General features: G+C 36.9%; 1 protein-coding gene. It reads left to right on the forward strand.

Features of this window, described 5'->3' with window-relative positions; translation table 11 throughout:
* On the forward strand, positions 1-654 hold a 654-nt coding region (locus I8752_RS21955), incomplete at both ends, for a hypothetical protein (protein ID WP_214434399.1).

Below are 654 nucleotides of genomic sequence, written 5' to 3' on the forward strand. Positions count from 1 at the left end.
CAAAAGAACGAAACCCATTTGCCATTTTTTTACTCAGTGATGTCAACGACTCAACTGATTTTTTAAAAAATCTTCTTCTCGATACTGATTTAAGTGTCCGTGCAAATGCTGCTTTGTCTTTGATAAAGAAAAAAATTCCGATCTCAGAAGCTCTTTTAAAGGAGTTTTTAGTCAAAGATCAAAGAGATTTAGGATTCCAAGCGGTTTCATCTCCTGCAGGAAGCTTGTCTTGTTGGAGAGTCATTCCTAACGCTGAACATAAAAAGAGTCTTTATCCAGGACTTCTTTCTCAATCGCTCCTCTTTAGACAGCAGATTCTTCAACTTTGCTTAGAACTTTCCGAAGAAGATTTTTTAACCGCTGCAAAACTAGTCATGGACCATAAACAAACTGAACTTGTCCCTCTTTTAATTGAGCTAATGGTCAATCATCAAAGCCCCAAAAGCATTGAATTTCTTAAAGACCAGCAGCAAAGAGCAGGCGCTCCTTTTATCAGACAATTTTGCACTCTTGCTCTTTTTAAATTGAAAGAGTCTGGTTTTTATGAAGAGCAGCTTTACAAATGGGTTGCAGCGCAAGAAAACAATTCTTTGATTCGTTTTAAAGAAGATGAACTATCTGAAAAAGCGGGAAGTTTTATTTTAAGTCCCGAAG

The organism is Dendronalium phyllosphericum CENA369 (assembly GCF_016056275.1).
In the GTDB taxonomy this organism is placed as follows: domain Bacteria; phylum Cyanobacteriota; class Cyanobacteriia; order Cyanobacteriales; family Nostocaceae; genus Dendronalium; species Dendronalium phyllosphericum.